The sequence below is a fragment of the Endobacterium panacihumi genome (genome assembly GCF_050847465.1).
GTDB classification, from domain to species: Bacteria; Pseudomonadota; Alphaproteobacteria; order Rhizobiales; family Rhizobiaceae; genus Neorhizobium; species Neorhizobium panacihumi.
The window spans coordinates 239,630-265,357 of the sequence record NZ_JBOZRA010000001.1; the positions used below are offsets into that span (position 1 = coordinate 239,630).

A 25,728-nucleotide genomic window follows, 5' to 3' on the forward strand; every position below is an offset into this window, starting at 1 on the left:
GCATTGTCCGTGACGGCTTGACGGACGGCAAGCGTTGTTTACTCATTTCGCCATGAGGTATAGGAATGGATGATGATCACAACGAGCCGAAGATTGCTGCCTTCGACCGGTGCGCTGGCCGCCTTCGATGCGGTGGCGCGGCTCGGCAGTTTTTCCGCCGCCGCCGATGAGCTTTCGTTGACGCAAGGGGCCGTGAGCCGCCAGATTTCCGGGCTTGAAGACCAGCTGGGCGTGATGTTGTTCGAGCGCACCAGTCGCGGTGTGGGGTTGACGGTATCGGGCGTGAACTATGCCAAATCGATCGGCAACGCGCTGTCGCTGATCCGCTCGGCCTCGCTGAAGGCCATGACGAAAACGCATAATGATCAGCTCAATCTCGCCATCCTGCCGACCTTCGGTACACGCTGGCTGATGCCGCGCATTCCGCGTTTCGTCGAGCGTCATCCGGAAATTACGCTGAACTTCGCCACCCGTATCGGCGTCTTCGATTTCGAGAAGGACGGGCTGGATATGGCCATCCATATCGGCCTGCCGGACTGGCCGGGGGCGGAATGCACCTTTCTGATGGACGAGATGGTGGCGCCGGTTGCAAGCCCTGCCTTTCTGGACAGCCATCCGGTTGCTGGTGCGGAGGATCTGAGATCCCTGCCGCTTCTGCACATGGCGTCGCGGCCGGGGGCGTGGAACCACTGGTTCCAGAGTCTCGGGCTTCGCGACGCGCCGTCGCAGGGCATGCGGTTCGAGCAGTTTTCAAGCGTGGCGCAGGCTTGCATTGCCGGGCTTGGCGTGGCGTTGATGCCGCTGTTCCTGATCGAATCCGAATTGCGCAATGGCGAAATCGTACAGGCTTTTGCGCATCAGGTGCGTAGCCCGAGCGCCTATTATGCAGTAGCACCCGTCGCCAAGACCGATTCCCGTCCCGTCAGCGTTTTTCGCGAGTGGCTGGTCGAGGAGATCGGCCGTTATCGTGACGAACCCTATTTTGCCTGACCCGTTTTCGCTTGATGGAGATCCGAATGCAGCCGCACGATTTCTGGCAGGAAATCTATCCCGCCGACACGTTTGATCCGGCAGGTCCGTTCAGCACTTTCTATCCGGCCGTGCTGGAAGATGGCCGGCAGATCATGCTGCCGATCCGGCACCTTTCCAATGGTGAAAACGCGCTGGCCTCGCTGATCATCAATCAGGCCAGTTTTGTCGTGCAGGATGCACTGGCCGATGCGCTGGCGGCCAAGCTGAAACCGTTCGATCCCGAAATCGTCGTCGGCCTGCCGACCTTGGGCCTGACGCTTGCCGCAGCCGTTGCCCGCCGTCTCGGCCACGGCCGTTACATACCGCTCGGGACCTCGCGCAAATTCTGGTATGACGACGAGCTTTCGGTGCCGATGTCATCGATCACCACGCCGGAATACAGCAAGCGGCTTTATGCCGATCCGCGCATGCTGCCGCTGTTGCGTGGCAGCCGTATTGCGCTGATCGATGATGTGATTTCCAGCGGTTCGTCTATTCTTGCCGGCCTGTCGCTGATGGAAGCGATCGGCATCGAACCGGTCGTGATCGGTGCCGCCATGCTGCAATCGGAACGCTGGCGCGACACGATCGCCGATATCGATCCCAAATGGCGCGACCATATCGTCGGCGTGTTCAAAACCCCTCTGCTCAGCCGGACGGATGACGGGCACTGGACCAAATAAGATGATTTTTTCCGGCTTGCCGAGTGTGTGGAGTTCTGAATAGGATCAGCACTTCGCATTCGCAGCAGAGATCTGGAAAATTCATGGAACTGGTGTTCGACGGCCATAACGACGTGCTTCTCCGGCTTTGGAGGACCATGAAGGGGGGCGGCGATCCGGTCGCCGAATTTCTGAACGGCACGAGCCAGGGCCATATCGATGCGCCGCGCGCAAAAATCGGCGCTCTCGCTGGCGGCATCTGCGCCATCTATATTCCCTCCGGCGACCTGATCCTGAAAGAACCGGATGCCAACGGCCATTACGAGACGCCGCTGGCCGCCCCGCTTGAATATCTGCCATCGCTCAACATCGGCATGGAAAAGGCTTCGATCGCGCTGCGTCTGGAGCGTGCCGGCGCATGGCGCCTCTGCCGCTCGACGTCCGATATCCGCAAGGCGATGGAGGACGGCGTGTTTGCCGCCGTGCTGCATATGGAAGGCTGCGAGCCGATCAGCGCCGATCTTGCCGAACTCGATGTGTTCTACGCTGCCGGCCTGCGCTCGCTCGGGCCGGTCTGGAGCCGCCACAACATTTTTGGTCACGGCGTGCCGTTCGCCTATCCGATGTCGCCGGATACCGGGCCGGGCCTCACCGATCTCGGTTTCGAACTGGTCAAGGCCTGCAACAGGCTCGGCATCCTCATCGATCTCGCCCACATCACCGAAAAAGGCTTTTGGGATGTGGCAAAGACCACGGACCAGCCGCTGATCGCCAGTCATTCCAACGCACATGCGCTGACGGCAGTGGCGCGTAATCTCACCGACAAACAGATGGACGCGATCAAGGAAAGCCGTGGTCTCGCCGGGCTAAACTATGCCGTCACCATGCTGCGTCCGGATGCGCGCGACAATGCCGCGACGCCGCTTTCCGACATGGTGCGCCATATCGATTACATGGTGGAGCGCATGGGCATCGATTGCGTGGCGCTCGGATCGGATTTCGACGGTGCAACCGTACCGGCCGATATTCACGATGCGGCCGGCAACCAGAAACTGGTTGCGGCGCTTCGGGACGCGGGCTACGCTTCTGAAGACATTGCTAAATTATGCCGGGAGAACTGGCTGCGCGTGCTTGGGGAGGCCTGGCACGAAAAGGCCTGAAGGCAGAAGCGATACGAAAGCGGCAACGACCGCCGGGACGACAGAAAATAACGACAATAACGGGCAACAAAACAACGGGAACGACCACCATGATGAACTCTCTCAACAGACGCGTTCGCATTCTTTCCGCAGGCGCAGCGCTTGCGTTGATCACGCTTGCCGCGCCAAACGCCTTTGCCGCGACGCCGGCCGATACGCTGGTCGAAGGTTTTGCCATCGACGACATCATCACCATCGATCCGGGCGAGGCTTTCGAGCTTTCAACCGCTGAAGTGACGGCCAACAGCTACAGCAAGCTGGTCGGCCTCGATCCGGCCGACACGTCCAAGGTCGTCGGTGATCTCGCCGAAAGCTGGACCGTGTCCGATGACGGCCTGACCTATACGTTCAAGCTGAAGCCGGACCTGAAATTTGCCTCCGGCAACCCGCTGACAGCTGAAGATGTTGCCTTCTCCTTCGAGCGCGCCGTCAAGCTCGACAAGTCGCCTGCCTTTCTGCTGACCCAGTTCGGCCTGACCGGCGATAATGTTGCCGAAAAGGCCAAAGCCACCGACGCTACGACCTTTACCTTCACGGTGGACAAGGCCTATGCGCCAAGCTTCGTGCTCAACGTTCTCACCGCCACCGTCGCCTCCGTGGTCGACAAGAAACTGGTGATGGAACACGCCAAGCCGATGACGCCGAGCGCGGAATACAAATACGACACCGATTTCGGCAATGAATGGATGAAGACCGGTTATGCAGGCTCCGGCCCGTTCAAGGTCATGGCATGGCGCGCCAATGAAGCCGTCATCATGGAAGCCAACCCGAATTATTACGGCGAAAAGCCGAAACTGAAGCGGGTCATCTATCGTCACATGAAGGAAAGCTCCGGCCAGCGTCTGGCGCTTGAAAACGGCGATATCGATGTTGCCCGCAACCTTGAGCCGAACGATCTGAAGGCCATCGAAGGCAAGGAAGGCCTGTCGAGCACATCGGCGCCAAAGGGCACGATCTATTATTTCAGCCTCAACCAGAAAAACGCCAACCTCGCCAAGCCGGAAGTGGTCGAGGCGATGAAATATCTGGTCGATTACGATGCTATCGGCGCCACCCTGATCAAGGGCATCGGCGAGATCCACCAGACGTTCCTGCCCAAGGGCCAGCTCGGCGCCAGCGAGGAAAAACCGTATAAGCTCGACGTCGCCAAGGCCAAGGAACTGCTGGCCAAGGCCGGTCTTGCCGACGGTTTCACTGTCACCATGGATGTGCGTAACACCCAGCCGGTGACCGGCATTGCCGAAAGCGTGCAGCAGACGCTGGCGCAGGCCGGCATCAAGCTGGAAATCATTCCGGGCGACGGCAAGCAGACACTGACCAAATTCCGCGCCCGCACCCACGACATCTATATCGGCCAGTGGGGCTCGGACTATTTTGACCCGAACTCGAATGCCGAGACCTTTACCGTCAACCCGGACAATTCCGACGAGGGCAAGAGCAAGACGCTGGCCTGGCGCAATGCCTGGGATGTGCCGAAGGAACTGTCGGATGCTTCCAAGGGCGCGCTTCTGGAAAAGGACGCGGCCAAGCGTGCCGCCATCTATCAGGACCTGCAGAAGAAGGTTCTGGATGTCAGCCCGTTTGTGATCGTCTTCCAGCAGACGGAAGTGGCGGGGTATTCGTCGAAGCTCAAGGGTTACAAGCTCGGCCCGAGCTTTGATACGAACTTTGTTTATGGGGTCTCGAAGGACTGATTGCAGTCGCGTTTGGAATGAGGGCGGTGCCGCATTTCCCTTCTCCCCGTTTTGACGGGGAGAAGGTGCCGGCAGGCGGATGAGGGGCAAGCCCGAACCGCCGAGCCTGCGTCGGCCCCTCATCCCCTCGCTGTCGCTCCGGACCTTCTCCCCGCAGGCGGGGAGAAGGGGCTGGCCGCAACGCCTCAAATCCATAGCATCACGCTGAGGAGATCTTCTTGACTCTCACCGATACGACGGCAGCGACACGGCGCAAGCGCAGCCGTTCCTCCACCACCGGCAAGGCGGTTCTCCGTTTTCTGGTGACTGTCGTCACGACTTTCCTCGGCCTTCTGGCCGTCACCTTTTTCATCGGCCGCGTCATCCCCATTGATCCGGCACTCGCCATCGTCGGCGACCGTGCGCCCGCCCATGTGGTGGAACGTGTGCGCGCGCAGCTGGGCCTCAACCTGCCGCTCTACCAGCAGTTCTATTTCTACGTTCGTGATGCGCTGACCGGCAATTTCGGCACTTCGGTTCTCACCACCAATCCGGTGATGGACGATATCCGTCGTGTCTTTCCGGCGACGATGGAGCTGGCGACGATCGGCACGCTTTTCGGTGCGCTGATCGGCATTCCGCTCGGCGTGCTCGCCGCCGTCAAGCGTGGCAGCATTGCCGACCAGATCGTGCGCGTCGTCGGGCTGATCGGTTATTCCGTGCCGATCTTCTGGCTCGGTCTTCTGTCGCTGGTGCTGTTTTACGCAAAGCTGCGCTGGGTGGCTTATCCCGGACGTCTCGATATCGTCTACGAATACACGTTCACGCCGATCACCGGTTTCTTCCTGTTCGACAGTCTCGTGCAGGGCCAATGGGATGTGTTCTGGGATGCCTTCCGCCACATCATCCTGCCCGGTGCGCTGCTCGGGTATTTCTCGCTCGCCTATATCAGCCGCATGACGCGGTCCTTCATGCTCAACGAGTTGCAACAGGAATATATCGTCGCCGCCCGCGCAAAAGGTCTGTCGGAAACGCGGATCATCTGGTTTCACGCGCTGCGCAATGCCGCAGTCCCGCTGATCACCGTGATCGCGCTCTCTTATGCCGGGCTGCTGGAAGGTTCGGTGCTGACCGAAACCATCTTCTCCTGGCCGGGGCTCGGTCTCTACATCACCAATTCGCTGCAGAATGCGGACATGAACGCGGTTTTGGGCGGAACGATCATTGTCGGTTCCGTTTTCATCGCCATCAACCTCCTGTCCGACCTTCTTTACCGCACGCTTGATCCAAGGACACGCAGCCGATGAGCGTTGTGGAACAGACTTTTAAACCCTATAGCCGCGATTGGCTGCTGTCCGACCGCCCCACCTCGCGCCATCAGGCCCGTCTTGGCCGCGCCTATGTGATCTGGCGGCGGTTTTCCGAAAACCGGCTGGCACTGGTTGGCCTCGGCATCATCATCCTGCTGCTTTTCGTTGCTGCATTCGCCAATGTGCTGGCGCCGCACAATCCGGTGCAGGGCGACCTGATGAATGCCCGCCTGCTGCCACCCGGCAGCGCCGGTTACTGGCTCGGCACGGATGATCAGGGCCGCGATATTCTCTCGCGCCTGATCCACGGTTCGCGCCTCACATTGATGGTGATCGTGCTCGTTGCGGTCATTGCAGCACCGATCGGCCTGATCGTCGGCACGGTTTCCGGTTATGCCGGCGGCTGGATCGATGCCATTTTGATGCGCATTACCGATATCTTTCTGGCCTTTCCAAAGCTGGTTCTGGCGCTGGCGCTGGTCGCCGCTCTCGGCCCCGGCATCGAAAACGCCATTCTCGCCATCGCCGTCACCTCATGGCCGCCTTATGCACGTATCGCCCGTGCCGAGACGCTGACGTTTCGCAACTCGGAATTCATCTCGGCCGTCAAACTGATGGGCGCTTCGCCCTTCCGCATCGTGCTGCGCCATGTCATGCCGCTCTGCCTGTCCTCGCTGATCGTGAGGGTGACGCTCGACATGGCCGGCATCATTCTGACTGCCGCCGGTCTCGGTTTTCTGGGCTTGGGCGCACAGCCGCCGCTGCCGGAATGGGGGGCGATGATCGCTTCCGGCCGCCGCTTCATTCTCGACCAGTGGTGGGTTGCGGCCATGCCGGGTTTTGCCATCCTTGTCGTCAGTCTCGGTTTCAACCTCTTGGGGGATGGCCTTCGTGATGCGCTCGATCCGAAGGAGGCCGGCCAATGAGTGCGCCTCTTCTGACGGTCGATGACCTGCGCGTCACCTTTCCCACCCGCACCGGCGAGGTACAGGCGGTGCGCGGCGTGTCGTTTACGCTCGGTCGTGAACGACTGGGCATTGTCGGTGAAAGCGGGTCAGGCAAATCGCAGACCGGCCGGGCCATCATGGGCCTGACGCCCGGCCACGCAAAAATCACCGCATCGAAGCTGGAGTTCGACGGCATAGACCTGTTGAACGCCAAGCCAAAACAACGGCGGGACCTGCGCGGCAAACGCATCGGCATGATACTGCAGGACCCGAAATATTCGCTGAACCCGGTGATGACGATCGGCCGCCAAATCATCGAAACACTGCTCGCACATGAAAAACTCAGCCGCTCGCAAGCGCGTGAGCGGGCACTAAAAATGCTGGAGGCGGTGCAGATCCGCGATCCCGAGCGGGTTTTCGGGCTCTATCCGAACGAGGTTTCGGGTGGCATGGGCCAGCGGGTGATGATCGCCATGATGCTGATCTGCGGCCCGGAAATGCTGATCGCCGACGAGCCGACCTCGGCGCTCGATGTGACGGTGCAGCTCGATGTGCTCTCCATCCTCGACAAGCTGGTGGCCGAGCGCGGCATGGGGCTGGTCTTCATCAGCCACGATCTGCGGCTCGTCTCGTCCTTCTGCGACCGCGTCATCGTCATGTATGCCGGGCGTATCGTCGAGGAACTGCCGTCCGCCGATCTGGCGCAGGCGAAACATCCTTATACGCAGGGCCTTCTCAACTGCCTGCCGACCATCGGCACCGACCGGCATCCGCTGCCGGTGCTGGAGCGCAAGGTGGAGTGGTCGGCGTGATGACTGGAACGATGACAGACAAAACCGCACTTTCCGTCCGCGACATGGTCGTGACGTTTGACGAGTATGTGGCGCTCGATCACGTAAGCGTCGATGTGGCCACCGGCGAATCTTTTGGCATTGTCGGCGAATCCGGTTCCGGCAAGTCCACGCTTCTGCGCGCCGTGGCGGGCCTCAACCGTTTTGACGAGGGCACGCTTAGCGTCGATGGCCGCAGCTATGGCAGTCGCAGCCGGGACAAGGAATTTTACCGCACCGTGCAGATGGTGTTTCAGGACCCTTACGGCTCGCTGCATCCGCGCCAGACGGTGGATCGGCTGTTGCTGGAACCGCTCGCCATCCATGGTTTTGATGATGTCGATGGTCGTATCGCCCGCGCGTTGGATGAGGTGGGCTTGGGCGCCGGTTTCCGCTTCCGTTATTCGCACCAGCTGTCCGGTGGTCAGCGGCAACGCATTGCCATTGCCCGCGCACTGATCCTTGAGCCAAAAATCCTGCTTCTGGATGAGCCGACCTCAGCGCTCGATGCCTCGATCCAGGCGGAAATCCTCAATCTTCTGGAGCAGGCCCGCAAGGATAGAGGCCTGACCTTTGTCATGGTGAGCCATGATCTTGGCGTCATCAGCCATATGTGCGAACGGGTGGCGGTGATGAAAAACGGAAAGATTGTCGAGACCGTACCGGTCGAGGCACTGGAAAAGCGCGCGTTTTCAGAGGATTATACGCGCCAGCTTCTGGTCGCCAGCGAAGGTTTTCGTCGCGGCTGATTTTTCCTTGCCGCGCCTGAGAATGGATGATCGCATGCACCTTCGCGCCCTGATGTATTTTGATGAACTGGTGCGCACCAATTCCATGCGTGCTGCGGCGGAAAATCTCGGCGTTGCGCCGACCGCCGTCAGTCGTCAGATCGAAGCCTTAGAAGACCATTTCGGGACGCCGCTGGTGGAGCGCAACAATCGCGGCATCCGCCTGACGGCTGCCGGCGAGTTGCTGGCCGCGGGGGCGGGCAAAACATTGCGCGAACTGCGGCACGTTCATCAGCTGATCGATGACATGCAGGGTCTCCAGCATGGCAAGGTGTCGATCTACGCCAATGGCGCGACGGTCGCGAACCTGCTGGCGCCGGTTCTGGCCGAGTTCAGTCTGGCATATCCAAAACTGCGCTTCGAGGTGGTGATCACCTCGGCACGGGAGGCGGTGGAAGCACTGGCATCCTCCAAGGCCGATGTCGTCGTGGCGCTGTTTGCACCGAAAATGCCGGGGTTGAAGGTGCTCATGCGTTCCGACGTCACCTATGACGTCATTCTATCCGCCGATCATCCGGCGGCCGGAGCAAAGGAAATTTCGCTGGAGCAGCTGGTTGAGATGCCGTTGGCGTTGCCCGACAGATCATTCAGTGCCGGCCAGGCATTCGAGGATGTGTTTGCCAAGGCCGGTCTGAAACTCGATCCGGTCTTCGTGACCGGTGCCTTGGAAATGCTCAAGGAACTGGTCCTGCGGCAGGCAGCTGTCACGCTTCTGCCGGCGCTGTCCGTGAAGCGGGAAATCGAGGCGGGGCAGATGGTGGCGGTGCCGGTAGCCGGTGGAAAAGCGGTCAGAACGCCGATGGATTTGTGCGTCGCGCCGGACCGACAGCTTTCGTTTGCGGCAGCAACGCTTGTCGATTTCATCGAGACTTTCATGCGCGACACGGCGACACGCAAAAACTCTCACAAAAAGGCCGATTGAGAAAATCTGTTGTGTATCGTTTTTCGCTACACAGATGTGAAAAAATCTGCATTGTGTGTGCGCCCTCGAAATGACACTTCCTGTCAGTCAGCGGGCACCGACCAACTTGTCTTTCGGTTGACCTGCCGGAATGGAGACCACGAATGGCCAAGACGATTTTTTCCATCGCTGCCGCATCTATCGCCATCACAAGGCGCACCGCTTTGGGTCTCATGGTGGCGACGGCTGTGATGGCAGCAGGGCAGGGCATTGCATTCGCAGCGAAAACCTCGGTTACGGTGGGAATGGCCGTCGAGCCGGGCGGGCTGGACCCGACCGTCGGCGCGCAGGTGATGATCGGTCAGGTGACATGGCAGAATGTTTTTGAGGGCCTGACGACGATCGACCGGGATGGTAAGGTCGTACCGCTTCTTGCCGAAAGCTGGGCTGTGTCTCCGGATGGGCTGATCTACGCGTTCAAGCTGCGTCAGGGCGTAAAATTCCACGATGGCGAGGTGTTCGATTCCGCGACCGCAAAATTCACCATCGATCGCGCCCGCGGTGCCGATAGCGTCAATCCGCAAAAACGCTATTTTTCCACCATCGATAGCGTTGAAACGCCGGATGCGGCAACGCTGGTGCTGAAGCTGAAACAGCCGACCGGCAGCTTGCTTTATTGGCTGGCATGGCCGGCCTCGGTGATGGTGGCGCCCAAGACGGCGGAAAACAACAAGGTGACGCCCGTCGGCACCGGGCCGTTCCGTTTCGTCAACTGGGCAAAAGGATCCCAGGTCGAGCTTTCGAAAAATGCCGACTACTGGAACAAGGCCGTTTCGGTGAAGCTCGAAAAGGCTGCCTTCCGTTTTATCGGCGATCCGCAGGCGCAGGCGGCGGCCTTGAAAGCCGGCGATGTCGATGCTTTCCCGGAATTCGGTGCGCCGGAACTTATGGACAGTTTCGAGGGTGACGAGAGACTAGTCACCGTCATCGGCAATACGGAACTCAAGGTCGTGGCCGGCATGAACAATGCGACCAAGCCATTCAATGACAAGCGTGTGCGCCAGGCCCTGATGATGGCCGTTGATCGTGCTACCGTCGTCGATGGTGCATGGTCTGGGCTCGGTACCGCTATCGGCAGCCATTATACGCCGAATGATCCGGGTTACATCGATCTGACCGGCATCTATCCGTATGATGTCGATAAAGCGAAGGCGCTGCTGGCAGAGGCCGGTTATGCGAACGGGCTGAGTTTCACCATCAAGGCGCCGCAGATGGCCTATGCGCAGCGTAGCGCGCAGATTTTGCAGGCGATGTTTGCCGAAATCGGCGTGACGATGACGATCGAAACCACCGAGTTTCCGGCCAAGTGGGTGTCGGATGTGTTGAAGGCCGCCAATTACGAGATGACCATCGTGGCGCATGCGGAGCCGATGGACCTCGATATCTACGCACGCGATCCCTATTACTTCAATTACAAGAACCCGGCCTATAACGCGGTTTTGCAGAAGGTGCAGGAAACGGCCGACCCGGCCGAGCAGGCGAAGCTTTATGGCGAGGCGCAGAAGATTCTCGCTGATGACGTGCCGTCGCTGTTTCTGTTTGTCATGCCGAAGCTCGGGGTGTGGGATGGGAGATTGAAGGGGCTGTGGGAAAACGAACCGATCCCGTCGAATGTGCTGACGGATGTGTTTTGGGCAGAGTGAGGGAATTGGTGACTATTCCGGCGCGATCGAAGATGGAGTTGCTAGGATGCGCCCAGTCGATCTCCCCCCTTGAGGGGGAGATGCCCGGCAGGGCAGAGGGGGGTAATTCCCGCGCAAACGCTGCTTTCGATATATCTGCCGTACCGTTGCTCACCCCCCTCTGTCACTTCGTGACATCTCCCCCTCAAGGGGGGAGATTGTTGGGAGGGCGCCTCACCGTCGGAATTCCTACTATTTCTCACGGGTTGGCAGGCCACCCATGATCAGCATCCTCACCCGCCGAATCGCCAGCCTCATCATCACGCTTCTGGCCGTTTCTCTGCTGGTTTTCGCCGTCATGAACCTTTTGCCCGGCGATCCGGCGGCGATCATGCTCGGCACCTCGGCCAGTCCCGATACGCTGGCGGCCCTGCAAAAACAGATGGGTCTCGATCAGCCCATGCCGGTGCGTTACCTCTCATGGCTTGCGGGCGTGCTGCAGGGCGACTTCGGCAACTCTTACACTTACAGCGTTCCGGTCGCCGGTTTGATCGTCGAGCGCCTGGCCGTGACCTTGCCGCTGGCGCTGATGGCCATTGTCCTGTCGGTGGCGATAGCCGTCCCGCTCGGTGTCACGGCCGCCCGGCACCGCAATGGTCCGATCGATCTGTTCGTCGGCCTGTTTTCCTATGCCGGCATCGCCATGCCGGGGTTCTGGGTGGGTCTGCTGTTGATCCTGCTGTTCTCTTCCAGTCTTGGCTGGATGCCGGCCGGTGGTTTTCCCGGTTGGGCGGCCGGTATCGGCCCCGCATTGAAAGCGCTGGTTCTGCCGGCCATATCCCTGGCTTTGGCGCAGGCCGGTGTGTTGACGCGGGTGGCGCGCACATCCGTCATCGAGGTAATGCGCGAGGATTTTGTCCGTACCGCCCGCGCCAAGGGATTGAGCGAAGGCGCGGCGCTATGGCGGCATGCCTTGCCAAATGCGCTGATCCCGGTCATCACCATGCTCGGTCTGCAATTCACCTTTCTGGTGGCCGGCGCGGTTCTGGTCGAAAACGTCTTCAACCTGCCGGGGCTGGGGCGGCTTGCCTTTCAGGCTCTGTCGCAGCGTGACATCATCGTCATGCAGAATGTCGTCCTGTTTTTTGCCGCGCTCGTCATCATCATGAATTTCCTCGTTGATCTCGCCTATCTGGTCATCGATCCGCGATTGAGGGCGAAGGCGCAATGATTGCACGCATTCTGTGCCGCCCCGTTCTCGTCGCCGGCTTGGTCATCACGCTGACGCTTCTAGTCGTGGCCTTGCTGTCGCTGGTCTGGACACCGGCGGTCCCGTCAAAAATGCAGATCCTGCTGAAGCTGAAGCCGCCGTTCTCTGCCGGGCTTTTTGGCACGGACCAGTTCGGCCGCGATCTGACCTCGATGCTGATGGTCGGCGCGTGGAATTCGCTGTCGATTGCGCTGGTGGCGGTAACGATCGGGGCCAGTATCGGGACGGTCATAGGTGTTCTCGTTGCGGCGCGGCGTGGCTGGGCGGAAATCATTCTCATGCGCATCTGCGACATCATCTTTGCGCTACCGCCGATCCTGTCGGCGATGATGCTTGGAGCGTTTCTGGGGGCAGGGCGGTTCACCGCCATTCTGGCGATCGCCACCTTCATGGTGCCGGTTTTTGCCCGCCTGACCTTTGGCGCGGCGCTGCAGATCTGGACGCGGGACTATGTGATGGCGGCGATTGCGATCGGTCGCTCGAAAACCAAGATCACGCTCATTCACATCCTGCCCAATATTTCCAACCAGATCATCGTTCAGGTGACGATCCAATTGGGTCTTGCGATCCTCACAGAAGCGGGCCTGAGCTATCTCGGTCTCGGCATGCCACCGCCGGCTCCCACCTGGGGCCGCATGCTGGCCGATGCGCAGACGTTTTTCGGGCAGGCTCCCTGGCTGGCGCTTTTGCCGGGCCTCGCCATCGCGCTCGCCGTGCTCGGGTTCAACATGCTGGGCGACGGTCTTCGCGATCTTTTCGATCCGAGAGAGCGACGCTGAGCCTTCCATTTCATTGTCGCAAATGGGCTGGAACAAAAGTGGTGTCATCGCGTTTAAGCCGTGAACCGAAGACAGGAAACGTGTGCCCGCTCGCTGGCATGCATTTCGGGGCGGTCGTCACGGGGGCGTTCCGGCAGATTTTACCTGCCGTCATCTTTCCTGACATCCCCTTTTGTCCTCGATTGCGGTGAAATCCGCCCACTCGACGATAGTCAAAGGAGATTGACATGGCGCCTGTAAATTCGACCAAGGATATTCCCGGTGAAGCCGCATCGGCAGCTTACGCGCAGGAAATCGAACTGCAGCTGTCGCAGCTGCGCGAAGACATCGCCGTTCTCGCGCGCACAGTTGCTGCTGCCGGCTCCCAGAAGGCCGAAAATGTCACCCGTCGCGTAAAGAGAGCCACGGATGAAGCAGCCGACGCTTCACTGAACATGGTCGAGGCGGCCCGTGAGCAGGCCTTGTCGCTCGAAAAGGATCTTGAGCGCCAGATCCGCACCAACCCGTTGCAGTCGGTGGCGATTGCCGCAGGTGTCGGCTTCCTGTTCGCCCTTCTGGCACGGCGCTGATCATGGGGGGGCTGGCCCCTATCCTGGCATCGCTGCTTGCGGTTGATATCCATGCTTTTACCAAGCGGATTCGCCGCAATGCCGTGCTTTATGCGATAGCAGGATTTTTCATGCTCACGGCCTATGCCGCGGGCGTGACTGCACTTGGTATCTACCTTGCTACAATGATGCATCCGGCCGCTGCCGCCGCAGTGGTGGCTTTTGCAGCTTTCATCGTGGCTTTGATCTTCTTCCTTGCCATCATGCTGTCCAACAGGGCTGAAGAAAAACGCCGGCGTCAGGCGGCGGCCGCAAATAGCGGCAAGGCGATGATGCTGACGGCTGCCATGTCCGCCCTGCCGATGGTAATTCGTTCCAAGCCACTTGCGGCCGTTGCCATTGCCGGTGGTCTGGCCATGGTGCTAGGCAAGACGCTCGGCGGCTCCGGCCGGTCCGGCGACGAGACCTGATAGCAGTCATTGGTGATGATCAGAATGGGACGCGGCAGCCAGCTCGCGTCCCATTTTTATTGCCGTTCGCGACAGAACACGTCGCGGATGTATCATTTTATAAAGACCACCCCTGTTTGGGTGATCTAGACCGCTGATGGCCTTGTACCCAAATCACCATCAGGATGCCCGGAATTTGCGTGTTCTCGTTGTCGACCCCGAATATCTGGTAGCGCTCGATGGCGAACAGGTCCTGACCGATGCTTTGGGTTGCGATGTGGAAATCGCCATGCCCCGAGACTATCCGGACATTCTTGAAAATCGCCGTTTCGATGTTGTGTTGATCGACGTGCGTGTCATTCAGGACGATGTCGCTGATGCCGCCCGGCGCATCTCCGCGAGCGGAGCGACAGTGGTGCTGTCCAGCCTTTCACACATGAATGCGAACGGATTTGCAGCCTGGCCGAATGTGCCGGTGGTGCTGAAACCTTTCGACGACAAAACGCTGATCGAGGCCGTAAAAAACGCCGCGACCAGTGATCGCGACGTTTCGTCTCCTCCTAGGTAACTTTTAGAGCGGCTCAACTGCCGAAGGCGCGGGCCGTGATGGCGGCATCGCCCGGATCGGGGCCAAAATCGCCTTCGCCGGAAACACCCAGCAATTCCTGCAGGCGGGTGCGCGCGCGGCTGACGCGGCTCTTGATCGTGCCGACGGCGCAACCGCAAATCTCGGCGGCTTCTTCATAGGCAAAACCGGCAGCGCCGACGAGAACGATGGCTTCGCGCTGGTCATCCGGCAGCTTGTCGAGCGCCTTGCGGAAATCCTGCAGGTCGAGGCGGCCATACTGTTCCGGGTGAACGGAGAAGCGTTCGGAGAAAAGGCCGTCCGAATCCTGCACTTCACGGCCGCGCTTGCGCATCTGGCTGTAAAATTCGTTGCGCAGGATTGTGAACAGCCAGGCACGCATATTGGTGCCGGCAGTAAAGCTGGTCTGGTTGGCCCAGGCTTTCATGATCGTGTCCTGCACGAGATCGTCCGCCTTGTCGTGGCGACCGGTCAGGGAAACCGCGAAGGCACGAAGATTAGGCAGGGATGCAAGGAGGTCGCGCTTGAACGCGCGGTCGGCAAGTTCCTGCTCTGTCATGTTACGTCCCCGATTTCGCGTTTTTCTCGGCCTGTTCAAGGCGCTCGAGAAGGTCGAGAAAACGGTCAGGAATACCTTCTTCCTGTACGGCATCGTAAAAGTCGCGCAGCTTGCGCGAGATTGCCGCATTGGGAAGCGTCGCACCGGGCCTAAAGTCTTTCGCTTGCGCTGTCGTCATTGTTTTTTCTTTTTTTCTGCTATCTTGTTCACTCATCACGCGGGCAGCCTGTTGCGATATCACTGACAACAGAATGCACGACGACCAAAAAAGTTCCGTTACGGTCGGAACTTTTTTTGTCGCCGACCGTTTCAAGCCAGTTAGTTGCCCGCTGGGCTCAGGGGAGAATATATTTATGTCACTTACCACGCGCGTCGCGTCTCACCTTCCATACCTGCGTCGATACGCTCGTGCCGTCACCGGATCGCAGACATCGGGTGACGCCTATGTTGCCGCGGTCCTCGAAGCCTTGATTGCCGATATCTCGATCTTTCCCGAGACGTCGAAGGATCGCGTGTCGCTGTATAAACTTTTCGTTGCGATCTTTGGTTCCACATCCATTGAAATCCGCCCGATCGAATCGCCGTTTGCATGGGAACAGCGCGCCGTCGCCAATCTTTCGGCCTTGCCATCGAAGGCGCGTCACGCGTTCCTGCTGATCTCGGTCGAAGGTTTCACCATCGAAGAAACCGCCGAAATCCTCGATCTCACCACCGAGGAAGCAACCCAGCTTCTCGATGAGGCATCGCGCGAGATTTCGCGTCAGGTCGCGACCGACATCATGATCATCGAAGACGAGCCGCTGATCGCACTCGATATCGAGCAGATGGTTCAGGACCTCGGCCACCGTGTCACGGGTGTTGCCCGTACACACAAGGAAGCCATTTCGCTGTTCCAGACCTCGCAGCCGAAAATGGTTCTGGCGGATATTCAGCTCGCCGATGGCAGTTCGGGCATCGACGCCGTCAATGAAATCCTGCGCACGTCCAGCGTGCCGGTCATCTTCATCACGGCTTTCCCGGAACGTCTGCTGACGGGTGAACGCCCTGAACCGGCCTTCCTCGTCACCAAGCCATTCAACCCGGATATGGTGAAGGCGCTGATCAGTCAGGCACTGTTCTTCAATGAGGCGGTCAAGGCTGCGGCCTGACCGGCGGCGGGTTCCGGCAGGATATTGAAACAGATCAGGAACAAAGGAGACATGGCGACGTTCTTTCGCAAGAAAACGAAAGGAAATCGCCATGTTGTACTACGCTCTGGTATTTCTCGTGATTGCGCTGATAGCCGGCGCTCTCGGGTTCGGTGGAGTGGCGGGCACGGCGGCTGGAATTGCCCAGATCCTGTTCTATCTCTTCCTCATTCTGTTGGTCATATCGCTGGTGATCGGGTTGTTCAGGCGAACCTGACAGCCTATAAGAAATGCTCTTGATCAACCGGATGCCGGTTCCCGGCTTTCGGTGCTTCCCTTAAGTTAGACAAGCAGGCGGGGTGATGCAGTTGGCGCATCAGCTGACATGGCAGCAGGCCGGAGAGAGTGACGACAAGCTCCATGGCTTTTTCATGCCTGCGCTCGTGGATCTCGGCGCCAGCATCATCATTCAGAATGCGGTGCGCGAATATCTTTTCGTGACGAACCTGCCATCCGTATGGGTGATTGCGGACGGTCGTGCGCCGACCGATCGCAGCCTGTTCGGCGAGGAAATTGCCGACAAGCTTTCCACCATCAAGGATGCGATCCGGAAACCGGGCGACAAGGCGCATATCGAGATCGCCGTCGGTTCTGAAGATGTGTTCGAGTTCCGGGTGCAGGCCATCAGCCTGTCCGATGGCGACATGCATCTGGTCACCACCATTATCGACCGCTCCGAAGAGCGCCATCGCGAGCGTCTTTTGCGTGCGCTTCTGCGCGAAGTCAGCCACCGTTCGAAAAACCTGCTCGCCATCATCCAGAGTATTGCCCTGCAGACGGCGCGTTACTCCGGCACGCTGGACATGTTTTTGAACAAGTTCCGCGGGCGACTTTATTCCCTCTCCCAGAGCCAGGACCTGATCACGGATTCAAGCTGGCGTGGCGCGTATTTCCGCGAACTCGTTGAACAACAGACCCAGAAATACCTGCCGGAAAACGCTCACCTGGTCGTGGTCAAGGGTGATGATGTCCTGCTGACGCCGAATGCCTCCCTGCATATCGGGCTGGCATTGCATGAACTGATCGTCAATGCGGTCAGTCATGGTTCGCTGCTCACCAGCCGTCGCGCCATCGAAGTCACCTGCAATCGGGTGCTGGTTGATGGTCACGACAGTCTCGAAGTGTACTGGCTGGAAAAGCTTGATCCTTCCGCCAGTGAAAGTCTTGTCAACGAGGAAACGTTGAAAGGGCATTTCGGCAGTACCGTTCTGGAGCGCGTCGTCCCCGCGTCGGTTAATGGCAAAGCGCAATATGCCATCTCCGACAAGGAAATCTGCTACAGCCTGACGTTCCCGCTCGACGTGGCGGAATGATTTTATTGGCTTTTTCTAGAAGCACTTAAAAAAATCGATCGCTTTCGAATTTTTTCTGTGAGCCGCCGGAACCAAATTTGGGCAAGTCCGTTATCACTACATCTGGAAGCGCCCCCGTCCCCCGCCCTTCAAGCTTCCAGATAAACTCTTCATCCCCCTCGAAGAGACGATCTGGCTCGGTTTCCCCCGGAAACCGGGCCAGTTCTTTTTTGGGCTGTCCTCATTGTTTTTCCCCTTGGTCGCGATGCAGCGCCGAGCCGGCTCGCCTTTCTGGTGGTTTGTCGTTCAGGTCGGGCAGATCGTATTCAAACTTGTCTTGTCGTTTGACAGCCCCTCCCAAAACATGTCAGCAAATCGCAAGAGGAGATTTCTGTCATGGCAAAACGGTCGGATTCGCAAGGACGGCTCGACGATGCGGCGCGCGCCGGCTGGCTTTATTACGTCGCGGGGCGCACCCAGGACGAGATTGCCAGCGCCATGGGCATTTCCCGCCAGTCGGCGCAGCGGCTGGTGTCGCTGGCCGTTGCCGAGCGGCTGATCAAGGTGCGGCTCGATCATCCGATCGCCGCCTGCCTGGAACTGGCCGAGGCGCTGAAGGCCAAACATGACCTGAAATATATCGAGATCGTGCCGAGCGATCCGGCAGCTGTGTCGACCACGGTCGGCATTGCCGAAGCGGCAGCCGCCGAAATCGAGCGCTGGCTGAAGCGGCCGGATCCGATCATCGTTGCTATCGGCACGGGGCGCACATTGAAGGCGGCGGTCGATCAGTTGCCGCCGATGGAATGTCCGCAACATCGCATCGTGTCGCTCACCGGCAATATCGGGCCGGATGGATCGGCCGCCTATTACAACGTCATCTTTTCCATGGCCGATGCCATCAAGGCGCGGCATTTTCCGATGCCGCTGCCGGTCATGTGTACCTCGGTCGAGGAGCGCGAGACGCTGCACGATCAGGCGCTGGTGCGGTCCACCATCAAGCTCGGTGCCATGGCCGACGTCACCTTTGTCGGTATCGGCGAACTCGGGCCGGATGGTCCGCTCTGCCTCGACGGTTTTCTCGAGCGCGAGGAAATGCAGATGCTGGTCGACAATGGAGCGGCCGGAGAAATCTGCGGCTGGTTCTTCGATCATGACGGCAAACTGCTCGATAACCCCATAAACGGGCGTGTTGCCTCCGTACCGCTGCCATCGCGGGATACATGCTCGGTTGTAGGAATTGCGCAGGGGCGTCGGAAAATTCCCGCTATGGCTGCGGCCCTGAAGGGTAAGCTAATCAATGGCTTGATCACCGACGAGTCGGCGGCTGAGCAGTTGCTCTCCCTGTGAGCAAAAATTTATAATAACAAAATCAATTGTTTAAAACGTTTTAATCGCAGTGCAGCGACGAATCCGCATTGACTTCTGTCATCTGTTGATAAGTAATTGCCCACGAGCAAAGCGAATGCTCGCATCCAATCTTCTCGGGAGGAAGATATGACATTGAAGACCGTTCTGCTGGGCGCCTGCTCGGCGCTGGCGTTTGCCGGTATGGCCTCTGCCGAAACCCTCACCATCGCAACTGTCAACAACGGCGACATGGTTCGTATGCAGAGCCTGACGTCCGAATTCACCAAGGCCAACCCCGACATTCAGGTCGAGTGGGTAACCTTGGAAGAAAACGTGCTGCGCGAACGCGTGACGACCGATATCGCTGCCGGCGGTGGCCAGTACGACATCGTCACCATCGGCAATTACGAAGTTCCGATCTGGGCCAAGCAGAAGTGGCTGCTGCCGCTCGATGGCCTCGGCGACAAGTACGACATGGACGACCTGCTGCCGGCGATCCGCGGTGGCCTGTCGATGGACGGCAAGCTTTATGCGGCACCGTTCTACGGCGAATCCGCCATGATCATGTACCGCAAGGACCTGTTCGAAAAAGCCGGCCTGAAAATGCCGGAAAAGCCGACCTGGGAATTCATTGCTGACGCTGCCCGCAAGACCACCGACCGCAAGGCCGACATCAGCGGCATGTGCCTGCGTGGCAAGGCCGGCTGGGGCGAAAACATGGCCTTCGTTTCGGCTCTGAACAACTCGTTCGGCGGTCGCTGGTTCGATGAGCAGTGGAAGCCGCAGTTCGATCAGCCGGAGTGGAAGGCTGCCCTGCAGTTCTACGCCGACCTGATGAAGGATGCCGGCCCGTCGGGCGCTTCTTCCAACGGCTTCAACGAAAACCTGACGCTGTTCCAGCAGGGCAAGTGCGGCATGTGGATCGACGCGACCGTCGCCGCATCCTTCGTATCGAACCCGAAGGATAGCAAGGTTGCCGACCAGGTCGGTTACGCCATGTTCCCGAACAAGGAAGGCGTCGACAATCACGGCAAGTGGCTGTGGTCGTGGAACCTCGCAGTCCCTGCTTCTTCCAAGAAGGCTGAATCGGCGCAGAAGTTCATCTCCTGGGCAACCAGCAAGGAATACACGGCGCTCGTCGCTTCCAAGGAAGGCTGGTCCAACGTTCCTCCGGGCACGCGTACCTCGCTCTACAAGAACGAAGAGTACACCAAGGCTGCCCCGTTCGCCGCTCCGACGCTTGCCGCGATGGACGCTGCCGACATCACCAAGCCGACCGTCAAGCCGGTGCCTTACACCGGTGGCCAGTTCGTCGCGATCCCTGAATTCCAGGCTCTCGGCACCACGGTTGGTCAGCTGTTCTCGGCTGTCATCGCCGGCCAGTCCACGGTCGACGACGCGCTTGCCGCCGCTCAGGCAACGGCAACCCGCGACATGACCCGCGCCGGGTACATCAAGTAACGTCCTCCCAGGGACACGTGGCTGCCTGCCCGATCGGGCAGCCACACCCGCCGCCCCCGGTTGCGGGCAAAGCCATAACAAGAAGATGAAACCGTGCGTGCGCCTCCCGCCGAGGCGATGCGCGTGGCCACTCAAGGGAGGGTCGCTGAAATGGCAACGCAGAATACGAAGACGTTGGCGCGGCTGATGATGGCGCCCTCCGTCATTGCCCTACTGGTCTGGATGGTCATACCGCTGTCGATGACGCTGTATTACTCCTTCCAGAACTACAATCTGCTGACACCCCAGAATGTCAGCTTCGGTGGTTTCTTCAACTACCAGTATTTTTACACCGATCCGGCCTTCTTTACCGCTATCTGGAACACGCTGATCCTCGTGGTCGGTGTGCTGGCCATCACCGTGATCGGCGGCATTGCCATCGGTCTGCTGCTCGACCAGCCGATTTTCGGCCAGGGCATCGTGCGCATTCTGGTGATCTCGCCTTTCTTCGTCATGCCGCCAGTGGCAGCGCTGATCTGGAAGAATATGATCATGCACCCGTCCTACGGGGTGCTCGCAGATATCGCAAAATTCTTCGGGGTGCAGCCGGTCGACTGGTTCGCGCAATATCCGCTGTTTTCGGTCATCGTCATCGTTGCATGGCAGTGGCTGCCGTTCGCGACGCTCATTCTCTTGACGGCCCTGCAATCGCTTGACGGCGAGCAGAAGGAAGCCGCCGAAATGGACGGCGCCAACTTCTTCAACCGCTTCATCTACCTGACGCTGCCGCATCTTTCCCGCGCCATCACGGTCGTCATCCTGATCCAGACGATCTTTCTGCTCGGCATCTATGCGGAAATCTTGGTCACCACCAATGGCGGCCCCGGTTATGCCTCCACCAACCTGACCTTCCTGATCTACCGCACCGCGCGTCTCGGTTATGACGTCGGCGGTGGTGCTGCAGGCGGTATCATCGCTGTCGTTCTCGCCAATATCGTCGCCTTCTTCCTGATGCGCGCCGTCGGCAAGAACCTGGACAAGTAGGAGAGACGATCATGGCTCGCAAATCCACCACGCAAAGCAAGATCGTCTGGACCGTCATCGCATGGGTCGTGGCGCTGGTGATCTTTTTCCCGATCCTCTACGCGGTCATCACCAGCTTCAAGACGGAGCCGGAAGCCATTGACGGGTTCAGCCTGATCCCGTCGGGCACGTTCGAGAACTACATCACGGTGCAGACGCAGCGTGATTACTTCAAGCCGTTCATGAACTCGGTGGTGTTGTCGATCGGTTCGACCATCCTTGCCCTGATCTTCGCCATTCCGGCGGCATGGGCGATGGCATTCGCACCCGGCAAGCGCACCAAGGACATTTTGATGTGGATGCTTTCCACCAAGATGATGCCGGCCGTCGCGGTGCTTCTGCCGATCTACATCCTGTTCCGCAATTTTGGCCTGCTCGATACCCGCATCGGCCTGACGATCATGCTGACGCTGATCAACCTGCCGATCGTGGTGTGGATGCTCTACACATACTTCCGCGAAATTCCGGGCGAGATCCTGGAAGCGGCCCGTATGGATGGCGCCAATCTGTGGAAGGAAATCGTCTATGTGCTGACGCCGATGGCGGTGCCGGGCATCGCTTCCACGCTGCTCCTGAACATCATCCTTGCCTGGAACGAAGCTTTTTGGACCATCCAGCTGTCGACCACCAATGCGGCACCGCTGACGGCCTTCATCGCCTCGTTCTCAAGCCCGCAGGGTCTGTTCTGGGCAAAGCTTTCGGCGGCTTCCACCATGGCGATTGCGCCGATCCTCATCCTCGGCTGGTTCAGCCAGAAGCAACTCGTTCGCGGCCTCACGTTTGGCGCGGTTAAGTAAGGAATTGGTCTCATGGGCAGCATTACTCTCAAAAACGTCCAGAAACACTTCGGCGAGGCCAAGGTCATCCCGTCAGTCGATCTGGAAATCACCGATGGCGAATTCGTCGTCTTCGTCGGCCCGTCGGGTAGCGGCAAGTCCACGCTGCTGCGCCTGATCGCCGGTCTGGAAGATGTCACCGGTGGCACGATCACCATCGACGGCAAGGATGTGACGGAAGCGGCACCCGCCGCCCGTGGCCTTGCCATGGTGTTCCAGTCCTACGCGCTCTATCCGCACATGAGCGTGCGCAAGAACATCGCCTTCCCGTTGAAGATGGCGAAGATGGAACAGTCGAAAATCGACAAGAAGGTGGAGGATGCCGCCCGCATCCTTAATCTCACCGATTATCTCGAGCGTCGTCCCGGCCAGCTTTCGGGCGGCCAGCGTCAGCGTGTCGCCATCGGCCGCGCCATCGTGCGCGAACCGTCGGCCTTCCTGTTCGACGAACCGCTGTCGAACCTCGATGCGGCGCTGCGCGGCACGATGCGTCTGGAAATCAGCGATCTGCACAACCAGCTGAAAACGACGATGATCTACGTCACCCACGACCAGATCGAAGCCATGACCATGGCCGACAAGATCGTCGTTCTCAATCGCGGCAATATCGAGCAGGTGGGTTCGCCGATGGAGCTCTACAACACCCCGCGCAACCTGTTTGTCGCCGGTTTCATCGGTTCGCCGCGCATGAACCTGATCGAAGGTGAATACGCACAGTCGAAAAACGCCAAGACCGCCGGCATCCGTCCCGAACACCTGACGCTTTCGAAGGAAAGCGGTCTTTGGAAGGGCACTGTTTCGGTTGCCGAACATCTCGGCGCCGACACGTTCCTGCATCTCGATGTCGATGGCATCGGCAAGATGACGGCGCGCGCCAGCGGCGAATTCGGCGCTCATCACGGCGATACGGTCTACCTGACGCCGGACGAGAGCAGGCTGCACCGTTTCGACGACAAGGGCCTGCGCATCGCGGGCTGAGACTAGAATTGTCATATCAAGGATAAAGACCGTGACAGGCAGACTGGAAGGCAAATCGGCGATCATCACCGGATCGGCGCGCGGCATTGGCCGGGCGTTTGCGGAAGCCTATGTGCGCGAAGGCGCAACCGTGGCCATCGCCGACATCAATATCGAACGCGCCGAGCAGACCGCGAAGGAAATCGGGCCCAAAGCCTATGCGGTCCAGCTCGATGTCACCGATCAGGCATCCATCGATGCGGCGATCCGCACGGTCGAGGAAAAGACCGGTGGCGTCGATATCCTGATCAACAACGCGGCGCTGTTCGATCTGGCACCGATCGTCGAGATCACTAGGCAGAGCTACGATACGCTGTTTTCGATCAATGTCGCCGGTTCGCTGTTCATGCTGCAGGCCGTCGCCAAGTCGATGATCGCGCGCGGCAAGGGCGGCAAGATCATCAACATGGCCAGCCAGGCCGGGCGTCGTGGCGAGGCGCTGGTTGGCGTCTATTGCGCCACCAAGGCGGCGATCATCAGCTTTACCCAGTCGGCCGGTCTCGATCTGATCAAGCACGGCATCAACGTCAATGCGATCGCCCCCGGCGTTGTCGATGGCGAGCACTGGGACGGCGTCGATGCCCTGTTTGCCAAGCATGAAAACCGTCCGCGTGGCGAAAAGAAGAAACTGGTCGGCGAATCCGTTCCGTTCGGCCGCATGGGCACGGCGGAAGACCTGACTGGAATGGCCGTGTTCCTCGCCAGCCGCGATGCCGAATACGTCGTCGCCCAGACCTACAATGTCGATGGCGGCAACTGGATGAGCTGAGGCTCTCGCTGACCGCCCGTTTGGGGCGATCACGCATGTATTTGATATTCTAGGACCTTCGAGGACCGAGACCATGACCGTAAAACTTTCGCTGGCCACGCTGAATGAGGCCAAGGCAACAGCTGCCATCCCCGCCTATGATCCGAAGTCGCTGAGCCATGGCATCGTGCATTTCGGCGTCGGAAACTTTCACCGCGCCCATCAGGCGATCTATCTCGATGACCTGTTCAACACCGGCAAGGGTCATGACTGGGCGATCACCGGTGCCGGCGTCATGCCGTCCGACGCCGCCATGCGCGAAAAACTTAAAAGCCAGGATTTCCTGACCACCGTTGTCGAACAGGACAACAACAAGACCGGTGCCCGCGTCACCGCACCGATGATCGACATCATCGCACCGGGCGAGACTGCGGCGCTGATCGAAAAGCTGGCCGACCCGACCACGCGTATCGTTTCCATGACGATCACCGAGGGCGGTTATTTCATCGATGCGGCCGGCCATTTCAATCCGGCCCATCCGGCCATGGTCGAGGATGCCAAGAACCCGACAGCACCAAAAACCGTGTTCGGTCTGATCCTTGCAGGCCTGAAGGTTCGCAAGGAACGTGGCATCGCGCCGTTCACGATCATGTCCTGCGACAACATCCCGGGCAATGGTGAGGTGACGGAAAGCACGGTCATCGGTCTGGCAAAGCTGTCGGATGCGGATTTCGCCCACTGGATCCATGAGAACGTCGCTTTCCCGAATTCGATGGTCGACCGCATCACGCCGGCCACCGGCCAGCGCGAAATCGACATCCTGAAGAACGATTTCAACATCGACGACAACTGGCCGGTGTTCTGCGAAGAGTTCAAGCAGTGGGTGATGGAAGACAAGTTCCCGCTCGGCCGCCCGGCGCTGGAAGAGGTCGGCGTGCAGTTCGTGCCCGACGTTGCGCCTTACGAGCTGATGAAGCTGCGCATCCTCAACGGCGGTCATGCGACGATCGCCTATCCGGGCGAACTTCTCGACATCCACTTCGTGCATGAAGCGATGGAACACCCGCTGATCCGCGCCTTCCTTGCCAAGCTGGAGAAGGAAGAGATCATCCCGATCGTGCCGCCGGTACCCAATACCAGCCTCGACGATTATTTCGATCTGATCGAGCGCCGTTTCCTCAACCCGAAGATCGGCGACACCATTCCGCGTCTGGCGCAGGATGGCTCCAACCGCCAGCCGAAGTTCATCCTGCCCTCGACGCGGGACCGTCTCGCCAAGGGTGACGACATTGTGGGCCTTTCGCTGGTCTCTGCCCTGTGGTGCCGTTATTTTGCTGGCACCTCGGATTCGGGTCGCAAGATCGTCTTCAATGACGCCAGCGCCGAAAAGCTGCAGGCCGCCGCCATCAAGGCCAAGGACGATCCGGATGCCTTCCTGGTGTTCGACGAGATCTTTGGCGAAGTCTCGAAGAACGATCTGTTCCGCAAGCGTTTTGCGCATGCGCTGAAGACGCTCTGGGAACAGGGAACAGCCAAGACGCTGGAACTCTATCTCGCCGACGAACTGGTCAAGTAAAGGCT

The 25,728-nt window shown here is 59.3% G+C and carries 27 protein-coding genes; 25 read left to right on the top strand and 2 right to left on the bottom strand.

From position 1 onward, the window contains the following. The first annotated feature begins 72 nt into the window (after positions 1-72). From ACRQ1B_RS01110 to ACRQ1B_RS01180, 15 genes are all read left to right on the top strand, one after another. On the top strand, positions 73-990 hold the full coding sequence (locus tag ACRQ1B_RS01110) for a LysR family transcriptional regulator (RefSeq protein ID WP_432291838.1): 918 nt from the start codon (positions 73-75) through the stop codon (positions 988-990). A gap of 26 nt (positions 991-1,016) precedes the next feature. Next, positions 1,017-1,694, top strand: coding sequence for a phosphoribosyltransferase (locus ACRQ1B_RS01115; RefSeq protein ID WP_432291839.1), 678 nt, complete (start codon positions 1,017-1,019; stop codon positions 1,692-1,694). Between the two features lie 83 nt (positions 1,695-1,777). Further along, positions 1,778-2,833 carry a dipeptidase gene (locus ACRQ1B_RS01120; RefSeq protein ID WP_432291840.1) on the top strand — a complete coding sequence of 352 codons (1,056 nt, stop codon included), beginning with the start codon at positions 1,778-1,780 and terminating at the stop codon, positions 2,831-2,833. Positions 2,834-2,922: 89 nt separating this feature from the next. Further along, entirely contained in the window at positions 2,923-4,566 is a 1,644-nt protein-coding gene (locus ACRQ1B_RS01125; RefSeq protein WP_432291841.1) for an ABC transporter substrate-binding protein, read from the top strand. A 218-nt stretch (positions 4,567-4,784) separates the two neighbouring features. After that, complete coding sequence (locus ACRQ1B_RS01130) at positions 4,785-5,852, top strand: ABC transporter permease (RefSeq protein ID WP_432291842.1); 1,068 nt, start codon at positions 4,785-4,787, stop codon at positions 5,850-5,852. Further along, positions 5,849-6,781 (top strand): ABC transporter permease, encoded by a 933-nt coding sequence (locus tag ACRQ1B_RS01135; RefSeq protein ID WP_432291843.1) that lies wholly within the window; start codon positions 5,849-5,851, stop codon positions 6,779-6,781. Before ACRQ1B_RS01130 ends, ACRQ1B_RS01135 begins: the two co-directional genes overlap by 4 nt. Further along, positions 6,778-7,614 carry an ABC transporter ATP-binding protein gene (locus ACRQ1B_RS01140; protein ID WP_432291844.1) on the top strand — a complete coding sequence of 279 codons (837 nt, stop codon included), beginning with the start codon at positions 6,778-6,780 and terminating at the stop codon, positions 7,612-7,614. Before ACRQ1B_RS01135 ends, ACRQ1B_RS01140 begins: the two co-directional genes overlap by 4 nt. Positions 7,615-7,625: 11 nt before the next feature. Next, positions 7,626-8,381 carry an ABC transporter ATP-binding protein gene (locus ACRQ1B_RS01145; protein WP_432291845.1) on the top strand — a complete coding sequence of 252 codons (756 nt, stop codon included), beginning with the start codon at positions 7,626-7,628 and terminating at the stop codon, positions 8,379-8,381. A 34-nt stretch (positions 8,382-8,415) separates the two neighbouring features. Continuing rightward, the gene (locus ACRQ1B_RS01150) at positions 8,416-9,342 is read left to right on the top strand and encodes a LysR family transcriptional regulator (RefSeq protein ID WP_432291846.1); all 927 of its coding nucleotides are present in this window, start codon (positions 8,416-8,418) and stop codon (positions 9,340-9,342) included. A 212-nt stretch (positions 9,343-9,554) separates the two neighbouring features. Continuing rightward, on the top strand, positions 9,555-11,024 hold the full coding sequence (locus tag ACRQ1B_RS01155) for an ABC transporter substrate-binding protein (RefSeq protein ID WP_432293779.1): 1,470 nt from the start codon (positions 9,555-9,557) through the stop codon (positions 11,022-11,024). Between the two features lie 259 nt (positions 11,025-11,283). Next, the gene (locus ACRQ1B_RS01160; RefSeq protein ID WP_432291847.1) at positions 11,284-12,234 is read left to right on the top strand and encodes an ABC transporter permease; all 951 of its coding nucleotides are present in this window, start codon (positions 11,284-11,286) and stop codon (positions 12,232-12,234) included. Next, entirely contained in the window at positions 12,231-13,052 is an 822-nt protein-coding gene (locus ACRQ1B_RS01165; RefSeq protein ID WP_432291848.1) for an ABC transporter permease, read from the top strand. Before ACRQ1B_RS01160 ends, ACRQ1B_RS01165 begins: the two co-directional genes overlap by 4 nt. Before the next feature lie 227 nt (positions 13,053-13,279). After that, positions 13,280-13,621, top strand: coding sequence for an ElaB/YgaM/YqjD family protein (locus tag ACRQ1B_RS01170; RefSeq protein WP_432291849.1), 342 nt, complete (start codon positions 13,280-13,282; stop codon positions 13,619-13,621). A 2-nt stretch (positions 13,622-13,623) separates the two neighbouring features. After that, on the top strand, positions 13,624-14,070 hold the full coding sequence (locus tag ACRQ1B_RS01175; RefSeq protein WP_432291850.1) for a hypothetical protein: 447 nt from the start codon (positions 13,624-13,626) through the stop codon (positions 14,068-14,070). 175 nt (positions 14,071-14,245) lie between these two features. Next, positions 14,246-14,617, top strand: a complete 372-nt coding sequence (locus tag ACRQ1B_RS01180) for a DNA-binding transcriptional response regulator (protein ID WP_432291851.1) — start codon at positions 14,246-14,248, stop codon at positions 14,615-14,617. A gap of 13 nt (positions 14,618-14,630) precedes the next feature. On the opposite strand, the gene ACRQ1B_RS01185 is transcribed toward ACRQ1B_RS01180, so the two are convergent. Then, entirely contained in the window at positions 14,631-15,194 is a 564-nt protein-coding gene (locus tag ACRQ1B_RS01185) for an RNA polymerase sigma factor (protein ID WP_427567760.1), read from the bottom strand. 1 nt (position 15,195) lies between these two features. Next, positions 15,196-15,372, bottom strand: coding sequence for a NepR family anti-sigma factor (locus ACRQ1B_RS01190; RefSeq protein WP_209018814.1), 177 nt, complete (start codon positions 15,370-15,372; stop codon positions 15,196-15,198). 175 nt (positions 15,373-15,547) lie between these two features. Here ACRQ1B_RS01190 and ACRQ1B_RS01195 point away from each other — a divergent pair, with 175 nt between their 5' ends. The 10 genes from ACRQ1B_RS01195 to ACRQ1B_RS01240 all read left to right on the top strand — a co-directional run bounded on the left by ACRQ1B_RS01195 (position 15,548) and on the right by ACRQ1B_RS01240 (position 25,723). Then, positions 15,548-16,342 carry a response regulator gene (locus ACRQ1B_RS01195; RefSeq protein ID WP_432291852.1) on the top strand — a complete coding sequence of 265 codons (795 nt, stop codon included), beginning with the start codon at positions 15,548-15,550 and terminating at the stop codon, positions 16,340-16,342. Between the two features lie 91 nt (positions 16,343-16,433). Further along, entirely contained in the window at positions 16,434-16,598 is a 165-nt protein-coding gene (locus ACRQ1B_RS01200) for a DUF1328 domain-containing protein (protein WP_432291853.1), read from the top strand. Positions 16,599-16,683: 85 nt separating this feature from the next. After that, positions 16,684-17,694: a sensor histidine kinase gene (locus ACRQ1B_RS01205; RefSeq protein ID WP_432291854.1), complete on the top strand. Its 1,011-nt coding sequence runs from the start codon at positions 16,684-16,686 to the stop codon at positions 17,692-17,694. 375 nt (positions 17,695-18,069) lie between these two features. Further along, complete coding sequence (locus ACRQ1B_RS01210; RefSeq protein WP_432291855.1) at positions 18,070-19,023, top strand: sugar-binding transcriptional regulator; 954 nt, start codon at positions 18,070-18,072, stop codon at positions 19,021-19,023. A gap of 147 nt (positions 19,024-19,170) precedes the next feature. Then, positions 19,171-20,484 carry an ABC transporter substrate-binding protein gene (locus ACRQ1B_RS01215; protein ID WP_432291856.1) on the top strand — a complete coding sequence of 438 codons (1,314 nt, stop codon included), beginning with the start codon at positions 19,171-19,173 and terminating at the stop codon, positions 20,482-20,484. Positions 20,485-20,634: 150 nt separating this feature from the next. Then, a complete protein-coding gene (locus tag ACRQ1B_RS01220) occupies positions 20,635-21,507 on the top strand; it encodes a carbohydrate ABC transporter permease (RefSeq protein WP_432291857.1) in 873 nt (290 codons plus the stop codon). Between the two features lie 11 nt (positions 21,508-21,518). Further along, positions 21,519-22,343, top strand: a complete 825-nt coding sequence (locus ACRQ1B_RS01225; protein WP_432291858.1) for a carbohydrate ABC transporter permease — start codon at positions 21,519-21,521, stop codon at positions 22,341-22,343. Positions 22,344-22,355: 12 nt separating this feature from the next. Next, complete coding sequence (locus ACRQ1B_RS01230; protein WP_432291859.1) at positions 22,356-23,360, top strand: ABC transporter ATP-binding protein; 1,005 nt, start codon at positions 22,356-22,358, stop codon at positions 23,358-23,360. A 31-nt stretch (positions 23,361-23,391) separates the two neighbouring features. Continuing rightward, on the top strand, positions 23,392-24,168 hold the full coding sequence (locus ACRQ1B_RS01235; RefSeq protein WP_432291860.1) for an L-iditol 2-dehydrogenase: 777 nt from the start codon (positions 23,392-23,394) through the stop codon (positions 24,166-24,168). Between the two features lie 73 nt (positions 24,169-24,241). Further along, positions 24,242-25,723 (top strand): mannitol dehydrogenase family protein, encoded by a 1,482-nt coding sequence (locus ACRQ1B_RS01240; protein WP_432291861.1) that lies wholly within the window; start codon positions 24,242-24,244, stop codon positions 25,721-25,723. Positions 25,724-25,728: the final 5 nt, after the last annotated feature.